Here is a 24,438-nt window from a genome sequence, read left to right on the forward strand (position 1 = left end):
CCAGGATTGCGCCATCCATCTGAGCAGCACCGGTGATCATGTTTTTAACATAGTCGGCGTGGCCTGGGCAGTCTACGTGTGCGTAGTGGCGAGTCGGGGTGTCATATTCAACGTGGGAAGTGTTGATGGTGATACCACGAGCTTTTTCTTCTGGTGCGTTATCGATCTGGTCGAATGCACGAGCAGAACCACCGTAGGTTTTAGCCAGAACGGTAGTGATTGCAGCGGTCAGCGTTGTTTTACCATGGTCAACGTGGCCGATAGTACCGACGTTAACGTGCGGTTTTGTACGTTCAAACTTTTCTTTAGACATCGATTGTCCCTCTAAGACACGGATAAATCGGTGATATCACCACATCAACCAGGCGAAATGCCTGAACTGTTGAATGCTTTTAATTTAAACAGAGAGAAAAGGGAGGGAGAAGTGAAGTGGTGCTGATACCCAGAGTCGAACTGGGGACCTCACCCTTACCAAGGGTGCGCTCTACCAACTGAGCCATATCAGCACGTCTTGGAGCGGGCAGCGGGAATCGAACCCGCATCATCAGCTTGGAAGGCTGAGGTAATAGCCATTATACGATGCCCGCATCCTGAAACTCGGCTACCCAGTTCTTTCTGTAACAAAAAAGAGATTTCTCTCTTTTTATGTTTTGAGCTGATTAATTTTCTAGCCAGCTCAGGCGGCGATAACGCTGCCAGAAAGTGGTGGTGGGGGAAGGATTCGAACCTTCGAAGTCTGTGACGGCAGATTTACAGTCTGCTCCCTTTGGCCGCTCGGGAACCCCACCGGACTTGATGGTGCCGACTACCGGAATCGAACTGGTGACCTACTGATTACAAGTCAGTTGCTCTACCTACTGAGCTAAGTCGGCATCAAGTAGCGCGCATTCTATGGGGGCATGAGCAGTCATGCAACTAAAAAATTGCATAAAATGTTCTTTCGCTCAGATTTTGTGCGCCGACAGCAAAAAACGCTGCAATTTCACTCATTGCAGTTCAAATAATCAGCATTACGCCCCTTAAAACGCTTCTATAGCGTATCGTGATGGCCTGCGCGTAATGCATCACTGGTCAATATTTTTTCTTATTATTCCCGTCATCTGGTGTTAACCTCCTGCCCATTGTCCAAATTTAACTACTAAGTGATGAGCTACTGCCCTCACGTTCTCTATTCGCGTAGGTAAAGGGTTCACTGAAACACGCTTATGAGCAAAAAAGAGCAATCGTTAATGACACCCTATCTACACTTTAACCGCAGCCAGTGGGCCGCTTTGCGTGACTCCGTCCCCATGACATTAACGGAAGGGGAAATAGCGCGGTTAAAAGGGATCAACGAAGACCTGTCGCTGGAGGAGGTTGCAGAGATTTATCTGCCGCTGTCTCGCTTGCTTAACTTCTATATAAGCTCCAACCTTCGCCGTCAGGCCGTTCTGGAGCAGTTTCTCGGCACTAACGGCCAGCGTATTCCTTATATCATCAGCATTGCGGGCAGCGTGGCGGTCGGTAAAAGCACCACAGCACGTGTCCTGCAGGCGCTGCTGAGCCGCTGGCCTGAACATCGCAGCGTTGAATTGATTACCACAGATGGTTTTCTGCACCCGAACGAGGTATTGAAAGAACGCGGATTAATGAAGAAGAAAGGCTTCCCGCTTTCGTATGATATGCACCGTCTGGTGAAATTCGTATCGGATCTGAAATCTGGCGCGCCTAACGTGACCGCACCGGTCTATTCCCATCTCATCTACGATCGCATTCCGGATGGCGATAAAACAGTAGCCCAGCCGGATATCCTGATCCTCGAAGGGCTGAACGTGCTGCAAAGCGGCATGGATTACCCACATGACCCGCATCATGTGTTTGTCTCTGACTTCGTTGACTTCTCTATCTATGTCGATGCGCCAGAGGACTTGCTGCAAAACTGGTATATCAATCGATTCCTGAAGTTCCGCGAAGGCGCGTTTACCGATCCTGATTCTTACTTCCATAACTACGCCCAGCTTTCAGAAGAGGAAGCGGTCAATGTGGCGACGTCGCTGTGGAATGAGATCAACTACGTAAACCTGAAGGAAAATATTCTGCCGACGCGCGAACGCGCGAGCCTGATCCTCACCAAGAGTGAGAATCACGCCGTCGACCAGATTCGCCTGCGCAAATAGCGAATCAGCAGACATAAAAAAACCGGCGAACATCGCCGGTTTTTTTGTTTACGCCCTATGCGTGCGGTTTCTCACCGTTTTCATCCTGATCGACCGCAAAGCAGGCCACCAGTTGACCGCCGTAGTCTTTCAACTGCGGCTGAAGCTGAGTACAAGGACCAAAGCGGCGACGGCAGCGCGCATTGAACGCACAGCCCGGAGGCGGATTCAGCGGACTCGGCAGCTCGCCAGTCAGCTTAATACGCTCGCGGCGATCGTCCGGGTTCAGACGCGGTGTGGCAGAGAGCAGCGCCTGGGTATACGGATGGCGAGGGTTATTAAAGATCTGGTCTTTGGTCCCCTTCTCCACGCAGCGCCCCAGATACATCACCATCACTTCATCGGCAATGTGCTCCACCACTGACAGGTCGTGGGAGATAAACACATACGACAGCCCCAGATCCTGCTGCAAATCCATCATCAGGTTCAGCACCTGCGCACGCACGGAAACGTCGAGTGCAGAAACCGGTTCATCGGCAATCACCACGTCCGGGTCGAGCATCAGACCACGGGCTATCGCGATACGCTGACGCTGACCGCCTGAGAACATGTGCGGATAGCGATCGTAGTGCTCGGTTTTCAGACCGACTTTCGCCATCATCGCCAGCGCTTTTTCACGACGCTGCTCTTTATTCAGATCGCTGTTAATTTGCAGCGGCTCTTCCAGAATCTGTCCCACTTTTTTACGCGGGTTCAGAGAACCGTACGGATTCTGGAACACTATCTGGATTTTCTGCCGACGCAATTTTTGCGCCAGCGGATCGTGCTTGAGCAGATCCTGGCCCTGATAATACAGCTCGCCGCCGGTTGGCGTTTCGATCATCGTCAGCAGGCGGCCCAGCGTGGATTTCCCGCAGCCGGATTCACCGACTACTGCCAGCGTTTTACCGCGTTCAAGGGTAAACGACACTCCGTCCAGCGCTTTCACCAGGCGCTCCGGGGCAAAAATCCCCTTCTTAACCGGGTAGTGTTTTTTCAGATCGATGGCCTGTAACAGGTGTTGGTGTTTGGTGGCCTCTTGCGTACTCATAGTGTTGGCCTCCCGGCATCATCAAGTGGGTAGTGACATTTCGACTGACGGCCATCATGGAGGGTGTTCAGTTCTGGCTCCTCAGCACGGCACTTATCTGTGGCATACGGGCAGCGCGGGTTCAGCAGACAGCCTGTCGGGCGGTCATATTTACCCGGAACCACACCCGGCAATGACGCCAGACGCGCTTTATCCTGCGCAAACTCCGGCAGGGCACGCAGCAGCGCCTGGGTATACGGGTGACGCGGCGCACGGAAGATATCGTGCGAGCTCCCGGCCTCCACCACTTGTCCGGCATACATCACGATGATTTTGTGCGCGGCTTCAGCCACTAGCGCCAGATCGTGGGTAATCAACACTAACGCCATGTTTTCTTTCTGCTGCAATTCCAGCAGCAGTTCGATGATCTGCGCCTGAATGGTGACGTCCAGCGCCGTGGTCGGCTCATCGGCAATCAGCAACTTTGGCCGACAGGCAATCGCCATGGCGATCATCACACGCTGGCTCATCCCACCGGAAAGCTGGTGCGGATACACGTCCAGACGCGACCCTGGATCAGGAATCCCCACCTGCGTTAACAGGTCTATCGCACGCTGGCGACGAGTTTTCTTGTTGCCGCCCTGATGTACCTTAATTGCTTCCATAATCTGGAAACCAACGGTGTAGCACGGGTTAAGGCTGGTCATCGGGTCCTGGAAGATCATCGCCACTTCAGCGCCCACCAGTTGGCGGCGCTGCTTCTCGGAGATGCGCTTCAGATCCTGGCCGTTAAACTCCAGGCTTTCCGCCATCACGCGGCCCGGATAATCAATCAGGCCCATGATAGCCAGTGAACTGACGGATTTACCGGAGCCAGACTCGCCCACGATACCGACCACTTCACCCTGATTCACGCTGTAGCTGATACGGTCTACGGCACGAAACTCGGAGCCTACGTCACCGAAGTGCACCGATAATTTATCTACATTTAATAACGCCATCTCGTGCCTCTTACTGCTTCAGTTTGGGATCAAGTGCATCACGCAGACCATCACCCATCAGGTTAAATGCCAGCACCGTCAGGAGGATCGCCAGACCAGGGAAGGTCACGACCCACCACGCGCTTTGTGCGAACTGCAACACATCGGCGAGCATCGTGCCCCACTCCGGTGTTGGCGGTTGCGCACCCATGCCCAGGAAGCCAAGAGCAGCCATATCGAGAATGGCGTTAGAGAAACCGAGCGACGCCTGAACGATCAGCGGCGCAAGGCAGTTCGGGAGAATATTGACGAACATCTGACGCATCGCACCCGCACCCGCCACGCGCGACGCGGTGACGTAATCGCGGTTCACTTCCACCAGCACCGCCGCACGCGTTAATCGCACGTAGTGAGGAAGTGCGACGAAGGTCAGCGCAAGTGCAGCGTTACCGATCGATGGGCCAAACACCGCCACCAGCACCAGAGCCAACAGCAGGCTAGGCAGCGCCAGCATGATGTCGACGATACGCATAATGATGTTATCGACCAGACCGCCGAAATAGCCCGCCACTAAGCCCAGGATAACCCCGAGGATCAACGACAGCACCACCACCAGACAGCCCACCAGCAGAGACAGACGCGCACCGTACATCAGACGAGATAACACATCACGACCCACATCATCCGTGCCGAGCAAATGGGTGATAGTCCCACCATCCTGCCAGGCTGGCGGTGCAAGCAGCACGTCGCGGAACTGGTCCGCCGGGTTGAAAGGCGCGAGGTAGTTCGCAAATACGGCGATAATGATCATGATGGTGACATACACCAACCCAACAACCGCACCTTTATTGCGTTTGAAGTAATGCCAGAACTCCTGCAACGGTGTCATTGGCACCGGGGCAGCAACAGCTTTATTTTGAGTAACTTGTGACATGATGGCCCCTTACTTCTTATGACGAATACGCGGGTTCACCACGCCGTACAGCAAATCGACCAGCAGGTTGACGAGGATAATCATCGTCGCCACCAGCAACACGCCACCCTGCACCACCGGATAGTCACGACGTTGCAACGCATCAATCAGCCAGCGTCCCAGACCCGGCCAGGAGAAGATGGTTTCAGTCAGAATCGCACCGGCCAGCAACGTTCCCACCTGCAACCCGATAACGGTCACTACTGGCAGCATCGCATTACGCAGAGCGTGAACGATAATGACGCGCATACGGGTCAGACCTTTAGCGCGAGCGGTACGGATGTAATCCTCGCCCAGCACTTCCAGCATCGACGAGCGGGTCATACGCACGATAACCGCCAGGGGAATCGTCCCGAGCACCATCGCAGGTAGGATCATATGCGCCAACGCATCAATGAAGTTACCCTCTTCGCCCCAGATAGCCGTATCAATCAGCATAAAGCCGGTGAGCGGATTGGAGTCATCAAGGAACACCATATCGCTGACACGACCAGAGACTGGCGTCAGGTTCCATTGCACCGAGACCAGCATGATCAGCATCATGCCCCACCAGAATATAGGCATGGAGTAACCGGTCAGCGCCAGGCCAACAGCGGTGTGATCGAAGATAGAGCCGCGCTTAACCGCAGCCAGGACACCGACGGGGATACCGACGGAAACGGCAAAAATCATGGCGCAGACACCGAGTTCCAGCGTCGCTTTAAAACGCGGCACGAACTCTTCCCACACCGGAAGACGGCTTTTCAGCGACATCCCTAAATCACCGTGCAACACGCCCCAGATGTAGTGGAGGTACTGCTGCCACATCGGCTTATCGAGGCCAAGTTCGGCCAGCAGCTGCGCATGACGTTCAGGGGAGATACCACGCTCACCTGCCATAATCATTACCGGGTCGCCGGGAATCATATGGACGAAGGCAAAAGTGAGAAGGGTGATACCGATAAACGTGGGGATGACAAGTCCCAGACGTCGGAGGATGAACTGCAACATATCCCGGATTCTCTCTAATGACGTACTGCCCGAAGGCCGTGACGTCTGTATTGCTCAAATTCTTTCCCCCTCTCCCAGGGGAGAGGGGATAAAGCGTCGTGCTTTTTAATTATTCGATTGAGACGTTTTCGAAGTGGTGTTTGCCCAACGGATCAACCACATAGCCTTTGACTTCTTTACGCACTGGCTCGTAAACGGTGGAGTGAGCCACGATCAGCGCCGGAGCCTGGTCATGCATCACTACCTGAGCCTGTTTGTACAGTTCAACACGCTTGTTGTGGTCGTCAGTTGCACGCGCCGGCTGAATCAGATCTTCAAACGGCTTGTAACACCAGCGAGAGTAGTTGGAACCGTCTTTCGCCGCCGCGCAGCTGAACAGGGTGGCGAAGAAGTTGTCCGGATCCCCATTGTCCCCGGTCCAGCCCATCATCACAGCCTGGTGCTCGCCTGCTTTAGCACGTTTCAGATACTCGCCCCACTCGTAAGTGACGATCTTGGCCTGAACGCCGACCTTAGCCCAGTCAGCCTGAACCATCTCGGCCATACGGCGAGCGTTCGGGTTGTATGGACGCTGAACAGGCATCGCCCACAGCTCAACGGTAAAGCCTTTGTCCTGGCCTGCTTCTTTCAGCAGCGCTTTCGCTTTCTCAGGATCGTAGCTGTAGTCTTTAACGTCGTCGTTATAGCCCCACATGGTCGGTGGAATCAGGTTCTTCGCGGCCACACCAGCACCCTGGTAAACGGCTTTGATGATCGCTTCTTTGTTCACCGCATAAGTCAGCGCCTGACGCACTTTCACGTCATCAAACGGTTTCTTCTCGGTGTTGAAGGACAGATAACCCACGTTCAGGCCAGCCTGCTCCAGCAGATTGATGTTTTTATCCTGCTTCATACGAGCGATATCAGCCGGATTAGGGTACGGCATAACCTGGCACTCGTTTTTCTGCAGTTTTGCGTAACGCACAGAAGCGTCAGGCGTGATGGAGAAGACCAGACGGTCAATCTGCGGCTTAGTGCCCCAGTAACCTTCAAACGCTTTGTACAGAATACGGGAGTCTTTCTGGTACTGCTGCAGCTGGAATGGACCGGTACCGATTGGGTTCAGATCCACTTTTTCCGGGGTACCCGCTTTCAGCATATTGTCCGCATATTCTTTTGACAGAATAGAAGCGAAGTCCATAGCCAGGTCAGCCAGGAATGGGGCTTCTGGACGGCTCAGAACGAACTGAACGGTTTTGTCGTCCACTTTTTTCACTTCGGTGATCAGGTCCGGCAGACCCATCCCTTCGAAGTATTCATAGCTGCCGCCAGAAACTTTGTGGTACGGGTTCTGAGCGTTTTTCTGGCGATCGAAGGAGAACACGACGTCGTCCGCAGTCAGTTCGCGCGTCGGTTTGAAATCTTTATTGTCCTGCCACTTCACGCCCTGACGGAGGTGGAAGGTATAAGTCTTGCCGTCTTCGCTGATTTCCCACTTCTCAGCCAGGCCCGGAATAACTTCCGTGGTGCCGGTTTTGAATTCAACCAGACGGTTATAGATAGGTACGGAGCTTGCGTCGTACGTCGTACCAGAGGTGAACAGCTGTGGGTTAAAGCCTTCCGGCGAACCTTCAGAACAATAAACCAGGGTTTTTGCCTGTACGCTTGCCGCGACGGTCAGAGCAACCAGGCTCAGACCAAGCTTCAGCATCCCTGACTTCTTCAAGGAAATACTCATTATTCTGCTCCAATGTGATGTTTTGCTTTGTTGTGTTACGCCGCCTGACCTTTATTTATTATTTACCCGGTCCGGTCGGTGATGCCCGAAGGCGTGATAAGGGATGGAGATTCCTTTCAGAAGAGCGACAGAGTTGCAGCGCAGATCCTCCCTGAAATGCCCCTCGTGCCCTACAATCTGTCAACAGAATGTGAAAACGTCAATACAGGTGACGGGGATTTACGTTGAGGGTGAGAAACGGCAAACAAAGATTAAAAAAACTTTAGGCGTCTATTTTCAGCAGGGAAATTTATGCTACTCGTTATCTTCCAGCACAATTCTCTTCATATTTCGCAACAATCAGTGATTAACATTTATTCAGATCGCGTAAACTTTCTTACAGAATGGTGATTATCTGAGCAGTAAATGCCACGAACGTTAAAACGCACAGCGGAAAATGCTGAGGTTATCTATAAGCAACGCGAAAAAAGATCAATCTATATATAAAAAAATACAATGGATTATGTCACAAAATCGTTAACAGGCAGGGTAAAGCGGGGATAGGGACTGTTTTGGCCAGTTGGCACAGGTAAGTCCATAATGCAAAAAGGGCCAACCTTACGGTTAGCCCTTTTTTAAATGTGGTCGGCGAGAGAGGATGACTCGCCACTTCGTGACTCACCCTGCGGGCCGTTGCTAAAGCAACGTTCCCTCGCTTCGCTCGGGTCGAACCTCCTTCCCCGGAGATTCTCATCCTCATGAACTTCATGAAGCAAAAAAACCTGCTCTATGAGCAGGGTTTCGAATGTGGTCGGCGAGAGAGGATTCGAACCTCCGACCCACTGGTCCCAAACCAGTTGCGCTACCAAGCTGCGCTACTCGCCGAATGCGGAGCGCATATTACTGCTGGGGTATGCGCCCGTCAATCCCTTATCATTAAAAAACCGTTCGACTGGCGAGTTTCTCGCCAGTCCGTTTACTTCGCGGCTTTCGCAGCGCCATCAGGGATATGGCACCAGTTGTTATTCTCGTTAATACCGCCGTTAGGTGAGGTATAGCCGAGGCAGCCCATAATGGTGTCGTACAGCTCGACGTGGCGGCGAGGCACTTTCATTTCGGCTTCTTTTTTCAGATGCTGGAACATCTTCTCTTTATCCGGGTTCTCCAGATATTTATCCGACATCCAGACCATCATAGGCACGCGGAACTGCTCTGGCGGAGCCATCTTGCGCGGCGTACCGTGCAGATGCTCATACTCATTAATCGATTCACCGTGGTCAGCGGCATAGAAAACAATCGCTTTCTTGTCGCGCACCTGGTCAATCACGCTCTCGATAAAGTGATCCACATACATCACCGAATTATCGTAAGAGTTGATGAGCTGCTCTTTGGTGCAATCCTTGTCCACGCCCACACACTCCGGTGTCCACTTGGCAAAGCTGCGCGGGTAACGCTGGGTGTAGTTGAAGTGCGAACCCTTGGTATGCAGGATGATCATATGCTTGCCATCCTGATTGTTGCTCAGGGAGCCTTTCATCTCGTCGATCAGCAGCATATCGTCAACGCTCTTGCCACGGTTACGCGGCTCGGCGCCAATCTGCTCGCGATAGGCGATGTTCTGCGCCATCGTATTGCTGTAGAACCACATCTCGCTCTGCATCGCATACAGATCGGAACTGAATCCAAGCTGATGCAGCACCGAGAAGACGTTTTGTTCTTTCAGAGTACGTTGCGGGTTGTCGTCTGCCCCACCCTCGCGCACAAACATACAGCGCAGTGAGAGCTTCGTCGCGGTATCACAAGAGTAACCACGATAGGCAACCAGGTTCTTCTCCTGCGCCAATTTCGGCGTGGTGTCACGGTCGTAACCGAGAATCCCCATGTGATCCCAGCGCGTCGTTTCACCGATGATAAAGACCACATAGGTATCATCGATGTCTTTCGGCGCGTCGTAGGTGAACAGTTTTGCTGGATTCTTCAGTGATTTATTATCAGAGGACTCATCCACCTGCGCCCAGGCGTATAACCCCAGCGCAGAAATCCAGTTAGAGGGCAGATAGGAGTTCGCCACCACCCCGCCGTAGCTTGGCAAATCTACGCCAGAGGTGCGCTCATCATTCTTCTGCTTCACCTCAAGCAAGCGAATCGGCCCCCAAACCATCAGGCCAGCCAGCAGCACCACCGCGACGCTTCTGACGCGCTGTCCCGGCGTGCGCATTTGGCGCAGCAGAGTGTAGCGGCAGCGGTTGCTCCAGATCAGCAGCAGCGGTAGCGCACTCACGCCCAGCAGCCACAGAACGAAATGCAGGCCAACCACCTCTTTCGAGAGATCGATATCCGTCGTCATGACTGAGGCAATAATGCCGTAGCCAATAACCACGTTCATAAATGTCATGTAATAGCTGGCGCCCGCCGAACACAGCACCACCAGTGAAGCCAGAACGCGCCAGATACGGCGTCCAAAAAGCGAGAGTAAACGTAATAAGAAGAAGGTGACCAGAACAGTACCAGCCAGCTCCACAACCGCAGCGATTCCTTTCCATACAGTAAAATCTTGTGCGAATCCGTCAAACCGACGGAAAAAAACCGCACCATTCATAAACAGGCCGATGTACAACGCCAGCAAAAAGCTCAGCTTTTGTTGCGTCATCGATTTAATGTATTTCATGCAGGCTACCCGGAAAAAGGGACAGTCACGCGCTTCACTTTTGACAGTAAAAGTGAATCGCGTCGATATTCGCTCAGGGGATCGTTATCAGAAACGTCTAAAGCGTGCTAAGTAGACCACAGCAGAAGGGAAAAGTGGCAGCAGAGTGTGTGATTGCAGTAGATATTTACAAAAAATCAAGTTCGATAGCAGAGTGGGTTAAAAATCGGGCACTTAGGAAGAAAAAGAAAAGGCCGGAAACCCCAGCCTTTTCAGTCAGTCATCAGGCATGCGCTTCGTTAAATACCTGGCGCTGCGGCTGACGAATCGTAGTGGAAAGCGCCAGAGAAATAATCAGCAGAGCGAAGATAACGCAGAAGGTAACGTAGAAGCCGCCGAACAGAGACGCAATAAGCGATCCGCAAATACTGCCGATACCAAAACCTAAATAAATCACCCCATAATTCTTCGCCAGATTGTTCAGGCCAAAGAACTCGCTGACCAGCGACGGGAATACGGTAATGGTGCCGCCAAAGTTAAAGGCCACGCAGGCGATCGCCGCGAAGAAAGTCAACTCATTCAGCGGGGCAAATAGCAGGGCCGCCATACCCACCAGTGAAACCACCTGCCCCAGAGTAATCACACGAATGCGGGCAATTTTGTCGGACAGAATACCCAGTATCAGACGACCGGACAGGTTAGCGATAGAGATAACCGTCACCGCATTCGCCGCCGTCAACGCATCCAGTTTCACCATGCCCTGCGCAATATCCTTGGCTACGCCAATCACATACAACCCACTCATGCACGCCGTCAGGAACATCACCGCCAGCATCCAGTACTGCGGTTGGCGCATGGACTGAGCCAGAGTGAAATCATTCTCGACCACGCCGTTAACGGTTTTGACTTCCTGCTGAGGCGCGTCTTTCATCAACGTCGCGCCGAACAGAATCATTACCAGCACGATAGCGCCCCAGATCATGAAGGTCTTTTCCAGACCAACGGAGGTCAGCAGATGTGAGTCAATAAACTTGAAGCCGAGGCTGCCCAGGCCATAAGAGCCAATGGAAAACGCCGAAATTAACCCTTTACGCTCCGGGAACCATTTCACGCAGTTCGACAGCGTCAGCAGATAACCCGCGCCGTCCGCCAGGCCAACCAGCACACCGGCGCTCAACCACAGCATCATCAGGTTGCTGGAATGCGCCGTCAGGAAGAACCCCACGCCTAACAGAATGCCCGAAGCCATGGTCACGCGTTTCACACCAAAACGCTCCTGCAATTTACCGGCGATCGACGAAGACAACGCCAGTCCCAGGCTCAGCAGGCCGAAGGAGAACGCGACCTGGCTCACCGGGGCGCCGAGTTTATCGGAAAGCGCGCTGTTGAACAGGCTCCAGGTATAAACCGATCCCAGCGCAAATTGCGTCACAATAGTGCCAAATAAGGTCAGCCAACGAGTGCGGTTGTATGTTGATGTGTTCATGGCAGTTGTCCTGCAAGAGAAATTAAGGGAATTCGCTGCAGACAACGATAAACAAAACCTCATATGGCTTGGGGGAAAACGGCATGAAATGCAGTGGAGACGGAATGAAATGCCTGGAATCGGGAATGAATGACCTTGCCGGGAAGCGCGAAACGCATTTTGTTAGTAACTGCTATCGCTACAAGCCCGGCCATTATTGTATTTAAGATGTTATCGTCAGGTTGATTTTAATAACAATCTCAAAATCTCGCGCTCACTCCTAAGGTGTAGAGATAATCAGCCCCGGTCATCGCGCTATCCGCCTGAGATAATGAGGCATAGGCCGCCATGTGCGGGTAAAGCAGCACGTCAGCCCCCACGGTCACATCCATCCAGTTATCGTATTGCATCGAGGCTGGCAGGCGACTCATGCCGGACTGCGATTTCCACTGATTATCACCAAACTGCTGGTTATAGCTGATCTGCGCCCAAGGTCTGAGACCGCCCAAGCGCGTATCAACCCGCCAGCCGAGCGTGCTGACGCTGGCGTGCCAAAGTGGATCGGTTAACGATTTACTGCCGTTATCACCAAATTCGTTATAAATCATTGGTGAAGAACCATCATAATGCCATGCCGCGACAGGCCCGGTGGTCACATTACGCGTCACCGGTATATTTAAGCCCACGCTCATAGTGCTGGCGGATTCGGCAGGATAATTTTCTGGCATATTCAACGCCAGCCCCGGAACATTCTGGGAAGAACGGATACGCTCCGCGAGAATATCGTCATAACGCGGTTGGTGATCGGCGTCCCATGTATAGCGTTCAGTCGTATTATTTTGCGCATCCGAAACGATATATTCCTGTTGCCAGGCGTAAGCTGTGCTACAAAAAAACAAACAGACGGACACACCCGCCAGGCCAGTAACAGCATGGCGACCACTGATTATTTTTATCATCATCAAAGCGACTCCAGAAAGAGCCGAATTCGGCGATATTTGTCGTTGTTAGAAAGAGGTATGAGGGCAAAGCCCTTAATTAAATATTGTCTTTTTAAGACACACGTCAAGCCAGGTTGGTTGATTTTTTTATGGGTTCATATCATTAAGGAAGAAAACCGATGCAACGATGCGGATGGGTAAGCCAGGATCAGCTCTATATCGACTATCACGATAAAGAATGGGGCGTACCGGAAACCGACGGTAAAAAACTCTTTGAGATGATCTGCCTCGAAGGTCAGCAGGCGGGCTTATCGTGGATTACGGTTCTAAAAAAGCGGGAAAATTACCGTAAAGCCTTCCACCATTTTGACCCCGTCGCGGTGGCGGCCATGACCGAAGAGGATGTGGAACGGCTGGTACTGGACGCCGGAATCATTCGTCATCGCGGTAAAATTCAGGCGATTATCGGCAACGCTCGCGCTTATCTCGCTATGGCCGAAAACGGCGAGCCTTTCTCCGATTTTGTGTGGTCGTTTGTCGACAACACGCCGCAGGTGACTCAGGCCGCAACGATGGCAGAGATCCCCACCTCCACGCCCGCTTCCGATGCCTTGTCTAAAGCATTGAAAAAACGCGGCTTCAAATTCGTTGGCACCACCATTTGCTACTCTTTCCTGCAAGCCTGCGGTCTGGTAAATGATCACATTACGGGCTGTTTCTGCCACCCTGGAGGCCAACATGATCCGCAAATGGCAAAGTGAAAACACCGCGCCACTGCTCAGTTTATGGCTTGAAAGCACCACCGATGCGCACCCGTTTATCGACCCGCAATACTGGATAGAGAGCGAAGCGCTGGTGCGCGACGCCTATCTGCCCTCCGCCGAAACCTGGGTGTGGGAAGAGGAAGGCGAAGTGCGTGGATTTATCAGCGTGATGCAAACGCAGTTTATCGGCGCGTTGTTTGTCGCTACCGCGCACCTTGGAAAAGGGATCGGCCACGCGTTAATTCAACACGTACAGCAGAATTACCCGTCTCTGAGCCTTGAGGTTTACCAGAAAAACAGTCGGGCGGTGAATTTCTACCATGCTCAGGGTTTTCGCATTGAAGACAGCGCCTGGCAGGAAGAGACTCAACACCCGACGTGGATCATGAGCTGGCAGGCGGATCAAACGCCGTAAGCGTCAGCTCTGGCCCTTGATACTTCTCGACCCAGGCCAGCGCCGTGTTCCCCGCACATCCGTTCCCCAGCTTCGAGCTGGGGAGATCTTTGGTCAGCACGTTCACCGCGCCGTTTTTACAGATCCCGCCTTCCGAGAGATCCAAATCCGGCCACGCCCCCTGATGAATACAGATAACACCGGGCTTAATCCCCTCGCTGACTACCGCACCGGCCAGCACCTGCCCGCGTGAATTCCAGACCCGCACCACGTCGCCATCAACAATTCCGCGCGCTTTCGCATCGTCTTTATGCAAGGTGATCGGCTCGCGCCCGGCCACGGCATAAGATTCACGCAACGATGAATAGTTAAGCTGGCTGTGCAGACGGTGCGCCGGATGAGCAGAGAGGACCTGCAGCTGTTTTGGCTGCGCATTGCCGTGCCACTCGTCCGGCTCCAGCCACATTGGATGCGGCGGGCAGTCGGCATAATTAAAGCTGGCGATACGCTTTGAGAAGATCTCAATCTTGCCGCTTTCAGTTTTCAACGGATGATTTTGCGGGTCGCGGCGGAAATCCGCGAAGCGGACAAACTGCGCATTCTGCTCGCTCTCCGGCATTTCGAAGATTTCATTCGCTTCCCAGAACGCTTTAAACGGCGGGAGTGTCACGCCCTGAGACTCGCCGCGCTGTCCGGCAATCTGATAAAACGTCTCCAGCCAGTCGAGATCGGATTTACCTTCAGTGAACCGCTCGCGACCGCCCTCTTCCCAGCGCTCACTCAGATCCGCAAACACCTCAAGATCGTCACGCGCCTCATCGCGCGGTGGGACCACACGCTTCATCGGCACCATATGCTGGTTACTGTAGTCGCCGGTCATGGTCAGATCGTTACGCTCAAACGACGTCGTTGCAGGCAGAACGATATCGGCGTGTTTGGCCGCCGCGGTCCAGAAGCATTCGGAGATAACTACCAGCTCCGGCTTTTGCCAGGCGCGGATTAGGCGGTTAGTATCCTGATGGTGGGTAAAGTTCGCGCCACCCGCCCACCAGACAAAACGAATATCCGGGAAATTCCTGTCCAGCCCGTTATGCTGGTAAAAACCGCCGGGGTTTTCCAGCGCTTCTACGATGCGCGCCACCGGGATTTTATCCACGGCATCAATGCCGTCCTTGACGGAACCCTGCATCGAGGCCAATACCGCCGCGCGACGCGTTGGGTTACCCCCATTGGCAAAATGATAAGACAAGCCAAAGCCGCCGCCCGGCGTACCAATCTGCCCGAGCATCGCCGCCAGCGTTACCAGCATCCAGTGTTTTTGCTCGCCGAATTGCTGGCGTTGCATTCCCCAGCCGGACATCAGCATGGTGGTGTTTTCGTGGAAAAGAGCCGCCAGTTCACGGATTTTCTCTGCATCGATGCCGCAAATCTCTGCCGCCCATTCGGCGCTTTTGGCAATTCCATCGCTTTTCCCCGTCAGGTAGTCGGCGAATTTTTCAAAACCCTCTGTACAACGGGCAAGGAAATCACTGTCATGCCAGCCGTTTTCGACTAGGGTATAGGCGATCCCCAGCATCATCGCCACGTCGGTACCCATATGCGGGGCCAACCATTCGACGCTGTCGCCGAGGAAATCAACGGTTTCAGAGCGCATCGGATCGATACAAATTAAACGCTTGCCGCTTTTTCGCAGCGCATCAAAATAAGGAATACCCTGCTCGTCGCTGGCATTCCACGCAATCTTGAGCGTATTAAGCGGGTTGGCGCTCCACAGCACCACCACGTCCGTATGTTCCAGCACCAGCGGCCAGCTGGTTTGCTGCTGGTAGACCTCATTACCGCCGACAACGTACGGCATAATCGCCTGCGCCGCGCCGGTCGAGTAGTCGCCGAGATGTCCGGTATAGCCGCCCGCCAGACTCATGTAGCGTTGCAGGAGCGTCGCCGCTTTGTGCAGCACGCCGTTCGATCGCCAGCCATAAGAACCCGCGAAAATAGACGCCGGACCGTGAGTCTCACGGATACGTTTGTGCTGCGTGTGGATAAGCGACAGCGCATCGTTCCAGCTCACCCGCACAAATTCATCCTGCCCGCGCGTGCCCTGTGGCTTATCCGGCGACGCCAGAAAACCTTTACGCACCATCGGCCAACGCACACGCGTTTTACTGTGCACTTGATCGCGTACCACCGTTTGTAACGAATTCGGGTGCTGCGTTGGCAGTGCCCCGCGCGAGGACAACACGTTCTCGCCATCGGTTTCCACCAATATAGGGCCCCAGTGGGCAGCGGTCAGAACGGTTTTTGTTGAAGTGGTCAAGCGTGCGCTCCTGATTTGTCTGTTGCAGGTGTGACGGCCTTCTTTGAGGCTATTAAAGATTTGGACACAAATTTCAGAGTTAGCCCTGGAATTTTCTGCGTCTCTGGGCGTCATAATCAACCGCCACGCGCTTCGTGGCAAAGAATAAAAAGGATTAAGGAAATAAGATGAATAAACGCGTACTTGTCATTGCAGCTCTGGTCAGCGGCGCGCTGGCGGTTTCGGGCTGCACAACCAACCCTTACACCGGCGAACGTGAAGCGGGCAAATCGGGCATTGGCGCGGGCATCGGCTCGCTGGTTGGCGCAGGCGTTGGCGCACTCTCTTCTTCGAAGAAAGATCGCGGTAAAGGTGCGCTGATTGGTGCCGCAGCGGGCGCAGCCCTGGGCGGCGGCGTGGGATATTACATGGATGTGCAGGAAGCGAAACTACGCGACAAAATGCAGGGAACGGGTGTGAGCGTGACGCGAAGTGGCGACAATATCATCCTGAACATGCCGAACAACGTAACCTTTGACAGCAGCAGCGCGACGCTGAAACCGGCGGGTGCAAATACTCTGACCGGCGTGGCGATGGTGCTCAAAGAGTACAGCAAAACCGCCGTTAATGTGACGGGCTACACCGACAGCACCGGAAGCCAGGATCTGAACATGCGCCTGTCCCAGCAGCGCGCGGATTCCGTCGCCAGCTCGCTGATAACGCAAGGCGTTGCAGCAACCCGTATCCGCACCAACGGCATGGGCCCGGCGAATCCAATCGCCAGCAACAGCACGGCAGAAGGCAAAGCACAGAACCGCCGCGTTGAGATAACGTTAAGCCCTATTCAATAAGTACATTGCCGGATGGCGGCTCCGTGATAAACGCAAAACGGCAACGCCTGTTGTCGTTTTTAGTGTTTTCTCCCTCTCCCGTGGGAGAGGGCCGGGGTGAGGGCACCAGACCGCACATACCATCCGGCATGAAGCGCTTGCCATCGTTGATTTTCCCGCTAAGGTGTTCTCACTAAATCGAGGGAATCAGCGATGAGCAAATCAGCACGGCCCACCATCAGCGACGTGGCGAAAGCCGCCAAAACCGGTAAAACCAGTATTTCGCGCTATCTCAATGGCGAGAAACATCTGCTTTCCGACGCGCTACTGGCCCGTATTGAGCAGGCCATCGCCGAACTCGATTATCGGCCTAGCCTGATGGCTCGCGGCCTGAAACACGGTCGTACCCGCCTGATCGGCCTGATCATCGCCGATATCACCAACCCCTACTCCGTCAACGTGCTAAGCGGTATCGAAGCCGCGTGTCGCGAAAAAGGCTTTACCCCGCTGGTGTGTAATACCAATAACGAGCTGGACCAGGAACTGCACTATCTCGATCTGTTGCGCAGCTATCAGGTGGAAGGGATCGTGGTCAATGCCGTCGGGATGCGCGAAGAAGGACTCAACCGCCTGCAACAGTCCGCCCTGCCGATGGTGCTCATCGATCGCAAAATCCCGGAATTCGCCTGCGATGTCGTTGGGCTGGATAACACTCAGGCCGCGACGACCGCGACAGAACATCTGATCGAACAAGGTTTCGAAGCGATTCTGTTTATGAGCGAACCGCTGGGTATGGTCAATACTCGCCGCGATCGTCTCAGCGCATTTCGCGCCACGCTGGCCCGTTATCCTGGCGTGATCGCCGAAAATGCCGAAATGCCGCTGCATGAAGCAGCTCAAATGGACAACACCCTGCGCCAGTTCCATACCCGTCATCGCGGAATGCGCAAAGCGGTGATTTCCGCCAACGGTGCACTTACGCTCCAGGTCGCCCGGTCACTCAAGCGCATTGGTCTGAACTGGGGCAGCGATATTGGCCTGCTCGGTTTCGATGAACTCGAATGGGCCGAGCTGGCGGGCGTCGGGATCACCACCCTCAAACAGCCGACCTGGCAGATTGGCTACGCCGCCGTCGAGCAGGTGGTGCGCCGCATTGAAGGCATCACCGACACCGTGCGCGAACAGGTATTCTCCGGCGAGCTGATCGTTCGAGGTTCCACGTCCCGATAACCCCCTTCGTGATAGCGATCATAAATTCAACATCCTGACCTTTTCTTTGGAACCGGTTCCATCTAGCGTATTAAGTATCAGATACGAATGGGAGTCAGCCAATGGGCAGGAAAATAATCGTCGTTACCGCCGCGTATGGCGCAGATCAAGTCCGCGAGGCAGGCGGCCAGCGGGCCATACTACCGGTTATCGCATCGGGCGGTGCCGATGGCGTCGAGATCCGCCGGGAATTGTTCAGCGACGAAGAGCTACAGTCCCTGCCGACGCTGGCGCAGTCTATCGAACTGCTTGGTTTGTTCGCCTGTTACTCCGCCCCTGCTGCGCTACTGATGCCTGACGGCACACTCAACCCGGACCTGCCGCGCTTTCTCGCGGAAGCCAGTACGCTCAATGCCCTGTGGTTGAAAGTCTCGCTGGGCCATTTCCGCGATAAGCAGCCGCTTGAAGAATTACGTGAATTGCTCCTTGCGAGCGGCATGACGCTGGTGGTGGAAAACGATCAGACCGACTGCGGCCAGCTCGCGCCAATGCAGCGTTTCAAGGCGGCCTGCCGGGTCATGGAGTTGCCCGTCACCCTGACGTTCGATACCGGGAACTGGCTGTGGGTTGGTGAATCACCGGAAGAAGCGGCGCGCCATCTGGCCCCGGCGGTGAGCTACATCCACGTCAAAGCCGCTGTTCCACATCATCAACACTACCGCGCCGTGGCACCTGACAACGCCGATCCTCGCTGGATGGATTTGCTGGACCAGCTTCCAGCAGACGCCCCGCGCGGCATTGAGTTTCCGCTTGAAGGCCCTGATTTAGCAGCGGTCACCCGCCATTATGTCAATCTGCTGCGTGAGGAGTCGCGTCATGCCTAGTTCTCTGGACGTCATCACCATTGGCGAAGCGATGGCCATGTTTGTGGCCACCGAAACGGGCGAACTGCGCTCGGTCGAACACTTTATCAAACGCGTTGCGGGCGCAGAACTGAACGTGGCAACCGGTCTGGCACGCCTGGGGCTCAACGTCGGCTGGGTCAGCCGCGTGGGCGACGACAGCTTTGGTCAGTTTATCCTGGACTCACTGAAAAAAGAGGGTATCAACGCCGAAGGTGTGACGCTCGATAGCCGCTTCACCACAGGTTTTCAGCTCAAATCTAAAGTCGACAATGGAACCGATCCCATTGTGGAATATTTCCGCAAAGGATCTGCAGCGAGCCATCTCTCAACGCAGGATTATCATCCCGCTTACTTTGCCTCCGCGCGGCATTTGCATTTGAGCGGCGTCGCGGCTGCACTCTCCGAGAGCTCGTATGCCCTACTCGATCACGCGGCCAGCGCCATGAAAGCCCTGGGCAAGACAATCTCTTTCGATCCAAACCTGCGCCCGGTGCTGTGGAAAAGCGAAGCGGAAATGGTTGAAAAGCTTAATCATCTGGCGTTTCAGGCCGACTGGGTTCTGCCTGGTCTGAAAGAGGGCATGATCCTGACCGGACAGAACACACCGGAAGGAATTGCTGATTTTTATCTCAATCAGGGCGTGAACGCAGTCGTGCTGAAAACCGGTGCCGACGGCGCATGGTTCAAAACTGCCGCCGGAGAAAAAGGCGCGATAGCTGCGGTGAAAGTCGAAAACGTTGTCGACACCGTCGGCGCAGGAGATGGATTCGCCGTGGGAGTGATCAGCGCCCTGCTGGAAGGCAAAACGCTGCAACAGGCCTTAGTTCGCGGGAACAAGATCGGTTCGCTCGCCATTCAGGTACAAGGCGACAGCGAAGGATTGCCGACCCGCGCACAACTTTCCGAGTAACCATAATTAGCCACCGTGTACCCTACAGACAACGGCGGTATAAACCTCAACAACAGAGGCAAGCCCATGAACAAATCGACCAATGCAGTCAAACGCTGGTGGTACATCATGCCGATCGTGTTTATCACGTACAGCCTGGCGTATCTCGATCGCGCGAATTTTAGTTTCGCCTCCGCCGCAGGGATCACCGAAGATCTGGGGATCACCAAAGGCGTCTCCTCCCTGTTAGGTGCCCTGTTCTTCCTGGGCTATTTCTTCTTCCAGATCCCCGGCGCGATTTACGCCGAACGCCGCAGCGTGCGCAAACTGATTTTTGTGTGCCTGATTTTATGGGGAGCCTGCGCGTCGCTCACCGGTATGGTCAATAACATCCCGGCGCTGGCGGCCATTCGTTTTGTCCTCGGTGTGGTTGAAGCTGCCGTGATGCCCGCCATGCTTATCTATATCAGCAACTGGTTTACCAAATCCGAACGATCACGCGCCAATACCTTCCTGATCCTTGGCAACCCGGTGACCGTTCTGTGGATGTCCGTGGTATCGGGATACCTGATTCAATCGTTCGGCTGGCGTCACATGTTCATCATCGAAGGATTCCCGGCCATCATCTGGGCATTCTGCTGGTGGGTACTGGTAAAAGACAAACCCACACAAGCGACCTGGCTTTCCGCCAGTGAAAAAGCCGCGCTGCAGGCTGAACTGGATAAAGAACAGCAGGGGCTGAAAGCGGTACGCAACTACGGTGAGGCATTCCGCTCACGCAACGTGATTCTGCTTTGCATGCAGTATTTCGCCTGGAGCATTGGCGTCTACGGTTTCGTCCTGTGGCTGCCATCGATTATTCGCAGCGGCGGTGAAAATCTCGGTATGGTGGAAGTAGGCTGGCTGTCATCGGTGCCATATCTGGCTGCGACCATCGCGATGATAGTGGTGTCGTGGGCGTCGGATAAACTGCAAAACCGTAAGCTTTTCGTCTGGCCGCTGCTGCTGATTGCCGCTTTCGCGTTTATCGGTTCCTGGGCGGTCGGTGCGAACCATTTCTGGGTGTCTTACACGCTGCTGGTGATCGCCGGTGCGGCGATGTATGCGCCTTACGGTCCGTTCTTTGCCATCATCCCGGAGATGTTGCCGCGTAATGTCGCCGGTGGCGCGATGGCGCTGATCAACAGCATGGGCGCGCTAGGATCGTTCTTCGGCTCGTGGTTTGTCGGCTACCTGAACGGTACAACCGGCAGCCCGTCGGCCTCGTACATATTTATGGGGGTGGCACTTTTCGCTTCAGTATGGCTTACTTTGATTGTTAAGCCTGCTAATAATCAACAAATCCCTGCTGGCGCACGCCACGCCTGAATCCTTTAAAATCAACGGAGATTAGCATGAAGCCGTCCGTCATTTTGTATAAAGCACTGCCCGACGATCTACAGAAGCGTCTTGAGGAACACTTTACCGTCACCCAGGTAAAGAATCTTAGCCCGGATACCGTGGCGCAGCACGCAGACGCCTTTGCCCGTGCCGAAGGGCTGCTGGGTTCAAGCGAAAAAGTGGATAGCGCATTGCTGGAAAAAATGCCGAAGCTTCGTGCCACCTCAACCATATCCGTCGGCTACGACAACTTTGATGTCGAGGCGCTCAACGCACGCAAGGTTCTATTGATGCACACGCCGACTGCACTCACGGAGACGGTCGCAGATACGCTGATGGCGCTGGTACTCAGCACCGCGCGTCGTGTGGTCGAAGTGGCCGAACGGGTGAAAGCGGGCGAATGGACCAAGAGTATCGGTCCCGACTGGTTTGGTGTGGATGTCCACGGCAAAACGCTGGGGATTGTCGGCATGGGGCGTATCGGGCTGGCGCTGGCCCAGCGCGCACATTTCGGGTTTAACATGCCGATTCTGTACAACGCGCGCCGTCAGCACAAAGAAGCCGAAGAACGTTTCAATGGCCGTTACTGCGATCTGGATACACTGCTACAGGAAGCGGATTATGTCTGTCTAATCCTGCCTCTGACCGACGAGACCCATCATCTGATCGGCAAAGCAGAGTTTGCGAAAATGAAAAAATCCGCCATTTTTATCAACGCTGGCCGTGGGCCAGTGGTGGATGAAAAAGCTTTGATTGCCGCATTGCAAAACGGTGAGATTCACGCCGCCGGCCTGGATGTCTTTGAGCAAGAGCCGCTGCCGGTCGATTCCCCGCTGCTGACGTTGCCAAACGTGGTGGCCCTGCCGCATATCGGCTCGGCTACGCATGAGACGCGCTACAGCATGGCATCCACTGCGGTGGACAACCTGATCGATGCGCTTAACGGGAAAGTAGAGAAGAACTGCGTGAACCCGCAGGTCAAATAATCAAAAAGCTTTAAACGAAAAAAACCCGCCAGAGGCGGGTTTTTAAATTCTTGTGCTGCTGAGTTGGAAGCTTACAGGCTTACAACGTTACCAGCTGCTGGGCCTTTAGCGCCGCTTTCGATGGTGAAGGAAACTTTCTGACCTTCGTCCAAAGATTTGTAGCCTTCGTTCTGGATAGCAGAGAAGTGTACGAATACATCTTTAGAGCCATCGTCAGGAGTGATGAAGCCGAAGCCTTTATCAGCGTTGAACCATTTTACCAGACCAGTCATTTTACCAGACATAGAAATTACCTTTTTAAAATACGTTTTGCCTTCCGGCGCGATGATGGCATGTGTTACAGATTTTTAAGCGATGAAGGAAGGGTCACTACGAAGGTATCTTTGGATAACTCATCTGGACTACTTAACTAAACTGCTTTAGGTCTGTGTAACAAACCGACGGGGATATTTATACCTATGTGGTAGATGAATGACAAGCATTATTTTTATCAATCTATAAAAAACCCCGCTCGATGCGGGGTTTTTTATCTTATTCCGTCGCGGTGACTGCCGCGCCCCACGCCTGGGTAAAGGCCTGGTGCTGAGAGGCCAGAGGCCCAATCAGCGTATTGTACTGGCTGGCTTGCTGGGACGTAGGGAACTGAATGCCGTTAGAGACAAAGCTCACCTGAGTACCCTGCTGGGAGATAAAATCGCCCACCTGCACCAGCTGCTGGCTAAAGATCTGCGCGGCTGGAATCAGCGGCTGCATTGCATCCGAAGGTTTGGTCACGACTTTCTCGTATACCTGATCGAATACGGGCTTCAGATCTTCACCCTGTTTCAGTGCGGAACGCGCAGCATCAGCCTGCATTTTTGCATTCTGCAGCTGCTGGCTTAATACACCAAGCGCACCGTTAGACTGGCGCAGAGGTTCACGCTGGGTCATATAGTCCTGTGGAACGCGAATCGCATTCACGCTGTCCACAACCGGACGAAGACCGGAATCCATCGCCTGATTCACCTGCTGTGAATAACCATAAAGGATGGCGTAATCGGAAACGAAGGGACCAAACTGTTTTTTCTGATCCGCAGTCAGCGTCGGCAAATGCTCGCCACTGCGCATCACGGTATTCTGTAGAAAATCGATAAACGCTTTACGCTGATCGCCTTCTTTATCGAAACACCCGCTCAGGCTAACTACCATCAATATCGCCGCAATAGGCGCAAACCAGCGAGAGCAGGACTTTCCTGTCGCCATTTTAATACTCCTTTCACCCAAAAAACGCACACCGACACACGCGTGCCCGACGCTCACAAGGATAGTCCAGGTCAGGCTGGCAAGATACTATTTTCATGCAAAACGGCTATTGCCGTTTTTTTTCTTACGATTTACAAAAAAATACCAGGCAAAGCCTGTTTTTGAATAATCAGGCAATTACCGTCAGTGACCGTTCTGCTGAAACGAATAAGGCGATCGTTACCGCACAATTAGTCACAGACGTGACGATCTTTTGCTTCTTTTGCAGGCTATTCTTAATTGGCTCTCTGATGTTCACGATCCCGCTGTGTGATTTAAGAGGAGTTCTTAATGGAATCTAAAGATCCTATGCTTGAGCTGTTAAGCAGCCTGGAACAAATTGTTTTTAAAGATTTATCGCAGACAGTCACCCCGTCCCAAAAGTCGAATCCTTTTACAGAATTTGAGCGATTACGCAAAGGGACAGGGCTAAAAATCGATGATTTCGCCCGAGAGATGGGCGTCAGCGTGGCAACGGTGCATGAGTGGGAATCAAAACGTGTAAAACCCTCCGTGACCGAGCTTAAACTGATGCGCATGATTCAGGTTGCTTCAACAATGAGTACGCAGTGAATTGATTTGTTAACGTTACCGCCCCCGCAATTGCG

At 53.7% G+C, this 24,438-nt stretch carries 22 protein-coding genes, 5 tRNA genes and 1 other RNA gene; 10 read left to right on the forward strand and 18 right to left on the reverse strand.

What is annotated here, in order from left to right; genetic code table 11:
* From C3708_RS21970 to C3708_RS21990, 5 genes are all read right to left on the reverse strand, one after another.
* Positions 1–313 (reverse strand): GTP-binding protein (locus C3708_RS21970; protein ID WP_020686859.1); only part of this gene is annotated, 313 nt, incomplete at its 3' end.
* Positions 314–430: 117 nt separating this feature from the next.
* A tRNA-Thr gene (locus C3708_RS21975) sits at positions 431–506 on the reverse strand.
* Between the two features lie 6 nt (positions 507–512).
* A tRNA-Gly gene (locus tag C3708_RS21980) sits at positions 513–587 on the reverse strand.
* 116 nt (positions 588–703) lie between these two features.
* Positions 704–788 (reverse strand) — tRNA-Tyr (locus tag C3708_RS21985).
* Between the two features lie 8 nt (positions 789–796).
* A tRNA-Thr gene (locus tag C3708_RS21990) sits at positions 797–872 on the reverse strand.
* Positions 873–1,205: 333 nt separating this feature from the next.
* Between C3708_RS21990 and coaA the strand changes: the two genes are divergently transcribed.
* The gene (coaA, locus tag C3708_RS21995) at positions 1,206–2,156 is read left to right on the forward strand and encodes a type I pantothenate kinase (protein ID WP_095280277.1); all 951 of its coding nucleotides are present in this window, start codon (positions 1,206–1,208) and stop codon (positions 2,154–2,156) included.
* Positions 2,157–2,211: 55 nt separating this feature from the next.
* Here the strand turns inward: coaA and dppF are convergent, their stop codons facing one another.
* From dppF to C3708_RS22050, 10 genes are all read right to left on the reverse strand, one after another.
* Positions 2,212–3,225, reverse strand: coding sequence for a dipeptide ABC transporter ATP-binding subunit DppF (dppF, locus tag C3708_RS22000; protein ID WP_095280276.1), 1,014 nt, complete (start codon positions 3,223–3,225; stop codon positions 2,212–2,214).
* On the reverse strand, positions 3,222–4,205 hold the full coding sequence (dppD, locus tag C3708_RS22005; RefSeq protein ID WP_095280275.1) for a dipeptide ABC transporter ATP-binding protein: 984 nt from the start codon (positions 4,203–4,205) through the stop codon (positions 3,222–3,224). The genes dppF and dppD overlap by 4 nt, the downstream gene beginning before the upstream one ends.
* A 10-nt stretch (positions 4,206–4,215) precedes the next feature.
* On the reverse strand, positions 4,216–5,118 hold the full coding sequence (dppC, locus tag C3708_RS22010) for a dipeptide ABC transporter permease DppC (protein ID WP_095280274.1): 903 nt from the start codon (positions 5,116–5,118) through the stop codon (positions 4,216–4,218).
* Positions 5,119–5,127: 9 nt separating this feature from the next.
* Complete coding sequence (gene dppB / locus C3708_RS22015) at positions 5,128–6,147, reverse strand: dipeptide ABC transporter permease DppB (protein WP_095280273.1); 1,020 nt, start codon at positions 6,145–6,147, stop codon at positions 5,128–5,130.
* Positions 6,148–6,256: 109 nt separating this feature from the next.
* Positions 6,257–7,864 carry a dipeptide ABC transporter periplasmic-binding protein DppA gene (gene dppA, locus C3708_RS22020; protein ID WP_095280272.1) on the reverse strand — a complete coding sequence of 536 codons (1,608 nt, stop codon included), beginning with the start codon at positions 7,862–7,864 and terminating at the stop codon, positions 6,257–6,259.
* A gap of 621 nt (positions 7,865–8,485) precedes the next feature.
* Positions 8,486–8,617, reverse strand: a non-coding RNA gene (locus C3708_RS22030) — RtT sRNA.
* Between the two features lie 34 nt (positions 8,618–8,651).
* A tRNA-Pro gene (locus tag C3708_RS22035) sits at positions 8,652–8,728 on the reverse strand.
* Between the two features lie 91 nt (positions 8,729–8,819).
* Complete coding sequence (gene eptB, locus C3708_RS22040; RefSeq protein ID WP_103950294.1) at positions 8,820–10,511, reverse strand: kdo(2)-lipid A phosphoethanolamine 7''-transferase; 1,692 nt, start codon at positions 10,509–10,511, stop codon at positions 8,820–8,822.
* 262 nt (positions 10,512–10,773) lie between these two features.
* On the reverse strand, positions 10,774–11,976 hold the full coding sequence (locus C3708_RS22045) for an MFS transporter (RefSeq protein WP_103950295.1): 1,203 nt from the start codon (positions 11,974–11,976) through the stop codon (positions 10,774–10,776).
* A 239-nt stretch (positions 11,977–12,215) separates the two neighbouring features.
* Positions 12,216–12,917, reverse strand: a complete 702-nt coding sequence (locus C3708_RS22050) for an autotransporter domain-containing protein (RefSeq protein ID WP_103950296.1) — start codon at positions 12,915–12,917, stop codon at positions 12,216–12,218.
* Positions 12,918–13,075: 158 nt separating this feature from the next.
* Between C3708_RS22050 and tag the strand changes: the two genes are divergently transcribed.
* Entirely contained in the window at positions 13,076–13,657 is a 582-nt protein-coding gene (gene tag / locus C3708_RS22055) for a DNA-3-methyladenine glycosylase I (RefSeq protein ID WP_095280267.1), read from the forward strand.
* Positions 13,635–14,075, forward strand: coding sequence for an N-acetyltransferase (locus C3708_RS22060; RefSeq protein ID WP_095280266.1), 441 nt, complete (start codon positions 13,635–13,637; stop codon positions 14,073–14,075). The genes tag and C3708_RS22060 overlap by 23 nt, the downstream gene beginning before the upstream one ends.
* On the opposite strand, the gene C3708_RS22065 is transcribed toward C3708_RS22060, so the two are convergent.
* Positions 14,044–16,371 (reverse strand): molybdopterin guanine dinucleotide-containing S/N-oxide reductase, encoded by a 2,328-nt coding sequence (locus tag C3708_RS22065; protein WP_103950297.1) that lies wholly within the window; start codon positions 16,369–16,371, stop codon positions 14,044–14,046. The two genes, C3708_RS22060 and C3708_RS22065, sit on opposite strands and share 32 nt — an antisense overlap.
* A gap of 167 nt (positions 16,372–16,538) precedes the next feature.
* Here C3708_RS22065 and C3708_RS22070 point away from each other — a divergent pair, with 167 nt between their 5' ends.
* The 6 genes from C3708_RS22070 (at position 16,539) to ghrB (ending at position 22,549) form a co-directional block, all read left to right on the forward strand.
* Complete coding sequence (locus C3708_RS22070) at positions 16,539–17,201, forward strand: OmpA family lipoprotein (protein WP_103950298.1); 663 nt, start codon at positions 16,539–16,541, stop codon at positions 17,199–17,201.
* A gap of 192 nt (positions 17,202–17,393) precedes the next feature.
* On the forward strand, positions 17,394–18,410 hold the full coding sequence (locus tag C3708_RS22075; RefSeq protein ID WP_095280263.1) for a LacI family DNA-binding transcriptional regulator: 1,017 nt from the start codon (positions 17,394–17,396) through the stop codon (positions 18,408–18,410).
* A 101-nt stretch (positions 18,411–18,511) separates the two neighbouring features.
* Positions 18,512–19,273, forward strand: coding sequence for a sugar phosphate isomerase/epimerase (locus C3708_RS22080; RefSeq protein WP_103950299.1), 762 nt, complete (start codon positions 18,512–18,514; stop codon positions 19,271–19,273).
* Positions 19,266–20,204 (forward strand): sugar kinase, encoded by a 939-nt coding sequence (locus C3708_RS22085; RefSeq protein ID WP_103950300.1) that lies wholly within the window; start codon positions 19,266–19,268, stop codon positions 20,202–20,204. The genes C3708_RS22080 and C3708_RS22085 overlap by 8 nt, the downstream gene beginning before the upstream one ends.
* Before the next feature lie 66 nt (positions 20,205–20,270).
* Positions 20,271–21,551: an MFS transporter gene (locus C3708_RS22090; RefSeq protein ID WP_095280260.1), complete on the forward strand. Its 1,281-nt coding sequence runs from the start codon at positions 20,271–20,273 to the stop codon at positions 21,549–21,551.
* A gap of 26 nt (positions 21,552–21,577) precedes the next feature.
* The gene (gene ghrB / locus C3708_RS22095; RefSeq protein WP_103950301.1) at positions 21,578–22,549 is read left to right on the forward strand and encodes a glyoxylate/hydroxypyruvate reductase GhrB; all 972 of its coding nucleotides are present in this window, start codon (positions 21,578–21,580) and stop codon (positions 22,547–22,549) included.
* Positions 22,550–22,620: 71 nt separating this feature from the next.
* Here ghrB and cspA read toward each other — a convergent pair whose 3' ends face one another.
* On the reverse strand, positions 22,621–22,833 hold the full coding sequence (gene cspA / locus C3708_RS22100; RefSeq protein WP_006177792.1) for an RNA chaperone/antiterminator CspA: 213 nt from the start codon (positions 22,831–22,833) through the stop codon (positions 22,621–22,623).
* A 247-nt stretch (positions 22,834–23,080) separates the two neighbouring features.
* Positions 23,081–23,791, reverse strand: coding sequence for a DUF3053 domain-containing protein (locus C3708_RS22105; protein ID WP_095280258.1), 711 nt, complete (start codon positions 23,789–23,791; stop codon positions 23,081–23,083).
* Positions 23,792–24,121: 330 nt separating this feature from the next.
* Between C3708_RS22105 and C3708_RS22115 the strand changes: the two genes are divergently transcribed.
* Positions 24,122–24,403 carry an HTH-type transcriptional regulator gene (locus tag C3708_RS22115; protein ID WP_095280256.1) on the forward strand — a complete coding sequence of 94 codons (282 nt, stop codon included), beginning with the start codon at positions 24,122–24,124 and terminating at the stop codon, positions 24,401–24,403.
* The last annotated feature ends 35 nt before the right edge of the window (positions 24,404–24,438 follow it).

The sequence above is a fragment of the Lelliottia sp. 7254-16 genome (assembly GCF_002922995.1).
GTDB lineage: Bacteria > Pseudomonadota > Gammaproteobacteria > Enterobacterales > Enterobacteriaceae > Enterobacter > Enterobacter jeotgali.